We start from the raw sequence: 6,535 nt of genomic DNA on the forward strand, positions 1-6,535 counted from the left end.
CAGGTTTTTAGGGTTATTTAAGTCAATAGAAGAAATAGAGTTTGTTGCTTTCTTAAAAAATACAGTAACGCCTTTAGACACTGGCTCACTAGGAAAGTGTAGGAATTCCTTTCTTTCTTCAGTTATAGAAGCGGCTAGTATTGCGTCAGCTTTTTTGTTTTTAACTAAACCCAAGCAGCGTTTTCATGGCAATAATCGAATATTAGCTGTTACGCCAAGCTTCTGAAATACTGATAACGCAACTTCTACGTCGGTTCCCACCACTTTATTATCTTCTTCATAGGCAAATGGAGGCCATGGATCTGTGACAATGTCTATTGCTTCATTTGCCCACGCCAACTGTACACAAAGTAAAGCAATTATGAACAATAAGAACTGATTTACTGACAACTTCATATCTGCCCCTTGATCATCAGTGTAGAAAAATTCCAGTTACTAGCTTAGTTGAAAACCCCCTCTTAGGAAACTTAACGATGCCCCTATGAGGCCTTGTTAGCTGCTTTTTGCATACTTTGATTTTAACCGTTTATGACGATGAGCAAATATTGATTGAAATACTGGTTTAAATAAATAACCTAAAAAGCCTAATTTACTTTTGAAATAAACGACATCTCTTATTTTTGCCCCTGAACCATCAGCTGAAATAGTTTGCTCATGTGACCACACATTATTGAGCATAGTTTTTGATGATTCGATAAAACCCATGCTATTGACCGATCTAAATTTAAATCGGTGTAAATCAACCGGGATGAACCCAAATAATAAGATTATGCTCGAAAATATATCGTCATTTACTGGCCACTCAGATATTGGTTTTGCCGGCCATTGTTGAGGGGCCGACATTTTTAATATGGGAGATAACTCGTAATTAACCCCCGACATGACCAATAGGTCTGCCGATAAATTTTCGGGGCAAACTGGCAACGATATTTCCATTTCGAATTTTGGCATGAATTTCCTTATTAAAGCTCACGGAGTTCCACAAGATTGCTTGGTTATGTTTTTAATATATTTTTTCCAGTAAATACCATAGATAGCTATTGGGATAACAAACTCTAAAATCATCGCCGGAATTAGAACACTAGCTGGAGGTCCTACGGACAATATTGAAATTAAACGGCCAAGCCCACCAATAAAAAATACCAAAGCAATAGATGGAATGAACTTATATTGAGCCTGAATATTTTGAGCGACCCAAAAGCAAAAGGCCCCATAAGCTAACCAGAAAACAGAGAAAAATCTTAATTCGTTATCCACTGTTGCTTCTGCACCTCCGGTTGAACCCGGAATTGCGGAAGCACCACCAAATAAGACATTTAACCCAGTTATTGCGACGACTAAAGCTAGTGCATACAAGATGTATTTTAGTGTTGATTCCATTCAATTATACCTCGATGTTGAAGTCTATTTTTTGCCTAACGCCCCGTTAACCGGGCGAGCGGGAGGCTAGTCCTGCTGAATGCTTCGTTAAATTATTTTTCATAGTGGTAACGGTAAGATATAATTATAAGTTTATTATCGTCAACAACATATACCAACCGATTACTGTCATCTATGCGGCGAGACCAGAAATCAGCTAGGCTTTCTTTAAGAGGCTCAGGTTTACGTATACCCATCAAAATGATGACGTTGAGTATCGGGTATGAGCTTGTTGATACGTTTAAGTGTTTTCTTGTCTTGGCCTTGCCAGTAAACATAATCTGACTACGCCTCCGTAGTCGATGCTAATATTTCAATCATCGAGCAATCCATGCTCCTCTGTTTTGCCTGCACGATATTGCTGGATTGATTTACTTAGATGAGCGGCATTTGCAGGACTCTAGAGTAAATGCACTGGTTAGGCATTTTAATCGTCAATTAACAGATGCCCAAAATAAGAGAACACACCTATCATAACACCTGTGAATAGTTGTGCATGTACAAGATAGGACAATTTTTTCAACTCTCTTGGAGAGTATCGCCAGCTGATAAAAATACCGAATAGCCCTTGCCAGATTACTAGTGCGAGTACCGCAGGGAAAAAAAGAATATGCATTGGTAAACCCATTAAAGCGATGTGCAGAAGTATTATAGCCACCGCACCGATACCGAAATATACATGCGTTCTATTTAATAGATTGATCAAACTATCTATAAGCGGCGGGTCAAGCTCTATACTGTATTCTGGTAAGAGCCTTTTAGCGATAGCCCCTTTTCCAAAAAACAATTTGATTAGAGTTCTGGCGTAAATGAATACGAGTAGCCATAAACCAATCTCTCCTAACCCTTCACCTATTTCAGCTAAAAATGTTTCACGCTCTTCAACTGGCGGGTAAAGGCTAAGGGCGTATATATAATATCCAATTGATAAGGCTACAGTGCTTCCTGTAAAAATAAGAATCTTTTTTAAACCCGTAGATACCGATTTCATTGTTTCATATTCCTAACGCCTACATTTGTGGCCGAACGAAGTGAGGTCCGGCCCAGCCGTTTTTTGGCTGGGCGATGCAAGATGGCCTTGTTACACGTTTTGATAGTTTGATACCTCGATAAGGTTGCCGTCAGGATCTCTAAAATATACTGACTCAACTTTACCTTTTGCACCTGTACGGCTTACTGGCCCCTCGATCACTGTAACGTCACAACTGTTTAAATGCTCGATAGCACTACCTATCGGGGTGGTAATAATAAAACATAAATCAGCATTACCTGATTTAACATTATTCGCTTTAGGTTCGAATTCACTGCCCAGTTGATGGAGGTTTATTTTCTGATTGCCAAATGACAACGCAACTCGGGACTCACCGAATATAACTTTTTCCATGCCCAATACTGATTGGTAGAAACTTACACTCTCCTCAATATCTTTGACGGTTAAAACTAAGTGATCAATTCTATCTACTTGCACAATACACCCTGTATTTTTTACATGTAACGCCTTTAGGTGCGGCTTGAACCCGAAGGCGAGACCGGTTGAACGCTTGGTTAGCTTCTATTTTCGGAAGATAGTAAAAACTTTCGTAAATCTCTTTCTTGCCTCAATACGTGAAGGATATAGGCTGAGTCGCTATCTACTTTGTAGAAAACACGACAAGGATTTACTACAACTTCTCTATAATTTAGAGTCGAAATTTCTTCAGGTACTCTGCCTGAGTCAGGGAATTGTTCGAGCCTCTGCACCTTGCTGAAAACGTTTTCTACTAGCTGCCTCGCAGCGTACGGATTACTAACTTCAATATAATCTGCAATATCGTTCAGATTAATTAATGCTGGCTCAGTCCAGATTATTTGAGCCATTTACTCATCTTCTCTTTAGCTTGCGACATGTCCATTGTTCGACCTTCACGGATTGCCTGTTCGCCTTTCGCGATACCTTCCAGGATTTTCATCCGATCTACCATCAACTCATAATCAGCCACATCAACCAAATAGGCTGATGGCTGGCCATGTTCAGTTATAAGAATAGGTTCTTTTGACTCATGCAGATCTGCAAGCAGTTTCGTTGCTTGTCTCTTTAATGTAGTAACGACTTCAGTTCTCATAGTGACACCTTATATTAAAATGTATCACTATAGTATCACTCGAAATCAAAAAAAACTAACGCCTTATGCAGAGGCGAGTGAAACGAGTCCAGCCCACGGCCCTTTGTGGGCGTTCTTTGATTGCCTTGTTAAGGCTTTTAATTTATATTGTACGGTAATTCCGTACATTTAATTGGTGATTATTATGGATAGTGTAAGTGTTAATAAATTTAGAGACAACTTGAAAGGCTTTGTAGAACAGATAGTTGGGAACCATGAGCCCTTAAAGGTAACTAGGCGAGCCGGTGACGATTTTGTTGTGATGAGTGCTGACGACTGGGAAAGAGAGCAAGAAACCTTATATGTTTTGCAGAATACTAACTTGATGAAGCAAATCGCTGACTCGGTAAAAACACATACTGACAATGAAGGTTATAAGCCAAGCAAGGAGGAGATGAGTGAGATCACTGGTCTTTGAGGGAAATACATGGCAAGAATATGAAACCTTAAGAGAAAACGATAAAAAGCTATATAAGGTACTGTGCCGACAACTTAAGGAAATGCTGCGTGGTAACCCTGCCGAAGGAACGGGAAAACCAGAACAACTTAAGCATAATTTATCGGGACTTTGGTCGAGACGTCTAAGCCAGAAAGACCGGTTAATTTATAAATACGACGATGAGTATATTTACATTTTTGCTATTGGTGGGCACTACGGCCAACACTAATAGGCCTTAACGCCCGGCTCACCGAGCAAATTTTATTGGCGGCATTTTTGGAACAAAAATGGTGACACTAAAATTTGTCCGGTGGAGCCGCTTGTTAAATGCTTGGATATGGAATAGCATAACAATACATATAAACAATGCGCATTAGGAGCAAATACCATGCGACCAAGTTTTGACCAGCAAGCGCCTAAGAAAGCTACTAACCTAACAGTAAACAGTGACCTTTTAAATCAAGCTAAAAGTTTGAAAATAAACTTATCAGCGACACTTGAACAAGCCTTGATTGTTCAAGTAAAAAAAGCACAACGCGAACAATGGCTTAAAGAAAATAAAGATGCTATTGACGAGCTGAACAAGTTGAGTGAAGAGAATGGTTTATTTTCTGACTCATTCAGGAGCTTTTAATGAGCCAATTTACGCTTTATTTGAACAAAGACAAAAGCAGTAAAAAAACATACCCCTATTTTGTTGATGTGCAAAACAACTTACTAAATGACTTGAATTCAAGACTAGTTATCCCGTTAACCCCTTCGAAAAAAGTTAACGAAAAAGTAGCTCAGAAGCTATGTCCTACAGTTAGAATTGAAGGAGAGGATTTCGTCCTCGTTACCAACCAAATGACAACTGTGCCTAAAACGCTTCTGAAATCCGAAGTAGACTCTCTAGAACATTATCGCTACCAAATCATTGATGCGATAGATATGTTGATTACTGGCATTTAACGCCAGCCGTAACCGGCGCATTTGTAGTGAGCAGCGCGAACGAAAAATGCCTCCGAGTTTACGGCATTGTTAGGTTTCGAATGCAATCTCTGCCTCCATAAACGTTACGGTACTTCCGTACAGTATGACTCGGTCGGCTTTGACTTCGCATGTAAGGCTGCCACCACGCTTAGAGACTTGCTTGGCGCTTAAAGTGCTTTTCCCAAGTTTACCAGCCCAGTACGGCGCAAGTTTGCAATGCGCTGCACCAGTAACGGGATCTTCGGGGATGCCAATTTTAGGAGCAAAGAATCTACTGACAAAATCCACATCGGAGCCCGGTGCGGTAACGATTACACCGCGAAAATCGAGTTGGCTAAGCAAAGAGTGGGTTGGTGTGATGGCTCGAACGATTGCCTCATTATCAAACACAGCTACGTAATCATCCGCGACCAATACCTCAATGGGGCACACACCAATGGCTTTAACCAAAGTTTCGGAAACCTCACAAGGAGTTAGTGCTAGCGCCGGAAAATCCATTTTTAGTTGATTGCCATCCTTTTCCACGCAAAGGTTGCCGCTACGCGTCTCAAAGATAATCGTTGGTTCAGTATGACCAAGAATTTCAAAGATGACATGAGCCGTTGCCAATGTGGCATGCCCACATAAATCAACCCCCTTAACAGGACTAAACCATCTTAAATTAAACCCAGTTTCTGTGGGCACGAAAAATGCTGTTTCAGATAAATTGTTTTCTTCTGCGATGGCTTGAAGCAATTCATCTTTCAGCCAGTTATCCAATGGACATACTGCCGCCGGGTTTCCCTCGAATGCACGGGTTGCAAAGGCATCAACTTGGTATTGTTTTATTTTCATATCCGATACTGTGTGATAAAAACCTAACGCCGCAATAAAGGGCGAGCGGCGCGCAGCAAAGCGAGTCCAGCCCACGGGCCCTTTCGTGGGCGATCTTTGATTGCTTGGTTATGTACTGTTGTCACGGAAAGGCCTCGATAATAGTGAGAATACCAACCAAGTTAAATATACAAATACTAAGTAAAAAATGCTAAATACAGACCCAAGCGCAAAAGTAGTGACCTGTGAACCTGTATGGACAGTATCTATTGTTGTTTGATGTTCTGGACCAATTTGAACATTTTCAGGTTTTGGTAACAAAGCTGCCACATCACTTTCTGAGAAAAACGCAATATTTAACAACCAATACGAAAACACCAAGAGAGTTGAGAATAATACGATACCAAAACGCTTGAATCGACCCTTTAAGTACTTTGAATTTAAGAATTGTAATATGAATGGGAATGTTAGAAATATTGCTAACAAAGCCACATAAGGTTGAAAGAATGTAAAAATAAGCTCGAACATTGTGACTAACTACTTTTCCTTGTATGTACATAGACATAATGACTCCCCACGTCCCAAAAGAGTGCTGACCTCCTATCGTGGGTTAGCAAAGCCAGAGCCATAATATATGTGTCATACCATATAAGCGGAGGCCAGCACCATGAAAAACAATACCATAATTTTTGTCGGATTGGACACCCATAAGGAGTTCACCGAAGTCGCATATTGCGAAGATCAACGAGGC

Annotated in this window: 12 protein-coding genes and 1 pseudogene; 4 read left to right on the forward strand and 9 right to left on the reverse strand. The window is 40.4% G+C overall.

All coding sequences use genetic code 11. The features are described 5' to 3' along the window. Nucleotides 1-183: 183 nt before the first annotated feature. The 8 genes and pseudogenes from A3735_RS18360 to A3735_RS18395 all read right to left on the reverse strand — a co-directional run bounded on the left by A3735_RS18360 (nucleotide 184) and on the right by A3735_RS18395 (nucleotide 3,521). Nucleotides 184-396: a hypothetical protein gene (locus A3735_RS18360; protein WP_068516628.1), complete on the reverse strand. Its 213-nt coding sequence runs from the start codon at nucleotides 394-396 to the stop codon at nucleotides 184-186. A gap of 96 nt (nucleotides 397-492) precedes the next feature. Then, nucleotides 493-951, reverse strand: a complete 459-nt coding sequence (locus A3735_RS18365; protein WP_068516631.1) for a hypothetical protein — start codon at nucleotides 949-951, stop codon at nucleotides 493-495. A gap of 18 nt (nucleotides 952-969) precedes the next feature. Then, nucleotides 970-1,380 (reverse strand): DUF4345 domain-containing protein, encoded by a 411-nt coding sequence (locus A3735_RS18370; protein ID WP_068516633.1) that lies wholly within the window; start codon nucleotides 1,378-1,380, stop codon nucleotides 970-972. A gap of 92 nt (nucleotides 1,381-1,472) precedes the next feature. Next, a pseudogene (locus A3735_RS18375) lies at nucleotides 1,473-1,701 on the reverse strand (Txe/YoeB family addiction module toxin); the annotation flags it as partial. Nucleotides 1,702-1,846: 145 nt separating this feature from the next. Then, nucleotides 1,847-2,410 (reverse strand): hypothetical protein, encoded by a 564-nt coding sequence (locus A3735_RS18380; RefSeq protein ID WP_068516636.1) that lies wholly within the window; start codon nucleotides 2,408-2,410, stop codon nucleotides 1,847-1,849. Between the two features lie 90 nt (nucleotides 2,411-2,500). After that, nucleotides 2,501-2,887, reverse strand: coding sequence for a VOC family protein (locus tag A3735_RS18385; RefSeq protein WP_068516639.1), 387 nt, complete (start codon nucleotides 2,885-2,887; stop codon nucleotides 2,501-2,503). Nucleotides 2,888-2,964: 77 nt separating this feature from the next. After that, nucleotides 2,965-3,276, reverse strand: coding sequence for a type II toxin-antitoxin system RelE/ParE family toxin (locus tag A3735_RS18390; RefSeq protein WP_068507613.1), 312 nt, complete (start codon nucleotides 3,274-3,276; stop codon nucleotides 2,965-2,967). Continuing rightward, nucleotides 3,264-3,521 carry a type II toxin-antitoxin system Phd/YefM family antitoxin gene (locus A3735_RS18395; RefSeq protein ID WP_068507610.1) on the reverse strand — a complete coding sequence of 86 codons (258 nt, stop codon included), beginning with the start codon at nucleotides 3,519-3,521 and terminating at the stop codon, nucleotides 3,264-3,266. Before A3735_RS18395 ends, A3735_RS18390 begins: the two co-directional genes overlap by 13 nt. A 184-nt stretch (nucleotides 3,522-3,705) precedes the next feature. On the opposite strand from A3735_RS18395, the gene A3735_RS18400 reads away from it, so the two are divergent. The 4 genes from A3735_RS18400 (at nucleotide 3,706) to A3735_RS18415 (ending at nucleotide 4,950) form a co-directional block, all read left to right on the forward strand. Continuing rightward, nucleotides 3,706-3,978 (forward strand): type II toxin-antitoxin system Phd/YefM family antitoxin, encoded by a 273-nt coding sequence (locus tag A3735_RS18400; RefSeq protein WP_068516643.1) that lies wholly within the window; start codon nucleotides 3,706-3,708, stop codon nucleotides 3,976-3,978. Beyond that, entirely contained in the window at nucleotides 3,959-4,228 is a 270-nt protein-coding gene (locus A3735_RS18405) for a Txe/YoeB family addiction module toxin (RefSeq protein WP_068516648.1), read from the forward strand. Before A3735_RS18400 ends, A3735_RS18405 begins: the two co-directional genes overlap by 20 nt. Nucleotides 4,229-4,387: 159 nt before the next feature. Beyond that, a complete protein-coding gene (locus tag A3735_RS18410) occupies nucleotides 4,388-4,633 on the forward strand; it encodes a type II toxin-antitoxin system CcdA family antitoxin (protein WP_068516651.1) in 246 nt (81 codons plus the stop codon). Then, nucleotides 4,633-4,950 carry a CcdB family protein gene (locus A3735_RS18415; RefSeq protein ID WP_068516653.1) on the forward strand — a complete coding sequence of 106 codons (318 nt, stop codon included), beginning with the start codon at nucleotides 4,633-4,635 and terminating at the stop codon, nucleotides 4,948-4,950. The genes A3735_RS18410 and A3735_RS18415 overlap by 1 nt, the downstream gene beginning before the upstream one ends. Before the next feature lie 69 nt (nucleotides 4,951-5,019). Here the strand turns inward: A3735_RS18415 and A3735_RS18420 are convergent, their stop codons facing one another. Then, nucleotides 5,020-5,880, reverse strand: a complete 861-nt coding sequence (locus A3735_RS18420) for a PhzF family phenazine biosynthesis protein (protein WP_369808642.1) — start codon at nucleotides 5,878-5,880, stop codon at nucleotides 5,020-5,022. Nucleotides 5,881-6,535: the final 655 nt, after the last annotated feature.

The sequence above is a fragment of the Oleiphilus sp. HI0061 genome, from assembly GCF_001635675.1.

Excerpts from the sequence above, each read along its gene's own strand:
- A3735_RS18415 (WP_068516653.1), top strand. The coding sequence starts at position 4,633 with ATGAGCCAATTTACGCTTTATTTGAACAAAGACAAAAGCAGTAAAAAA.
- A3735_RS18400 (WP_068516643.1), top strand. The coding sequence starts at position 3,706 with ATGGATAGTGTAAGTGTTAATAAATTTAGAGACAACTTGAAAGGCTTT.
- A3735_RS18395 (WP_068507610.1), bottom strand. The coding sequence starts at position 3,521 with ATGAGAACTGAAGTCGTTACTACATTAAAGAGACAAGCAACGAAACTG.
- A3735_RS18410 (WP_068516651.1), top strand. The coding sequence starts at position 4,388 with ATGCGACCAAGTTTTGACCAGCAAGCGCCTAAGAAAGCTACTAACCTA.
- A3735_RS18365 (WP_068516631.1), bottom strand. The coding sequence starts at position 951 with ATGCCAAAATTCGAAATGGAAATATCGTTGCCAGTTTGCCCCGAAAAT.
- A3735_RS18390 (WP_068507613.1), bottom strand. The coding sequence starts at position 3,276 with ATGGCTCAAATAATCTGGACTGAGCCAGCATTAATTAATCTGAACGAT.
- A3735_RS18370 (WP_068516633.1), bottom strand. The coding sequence starts at position 1,380 with ATGGAATCAACACTAAAATACATCTTGTATGCACTAGCTTTAGTCGTC.
- A3735_RS18380 (WP_068516636.1), bottom strand. The coding sequence starts at position 2,410 with ATGAAATCGGTATCTACGGGTTTAAAAAAGATTCTTATTTTTACAGGA.
- A3735_RS18360 (WP_068516628.1), bottom strand. The coding sequence starts at position 396 with ATGAAGTTGTCAGTAAATCAGTTCTTATTGTTCATAATTGCTTTACTT.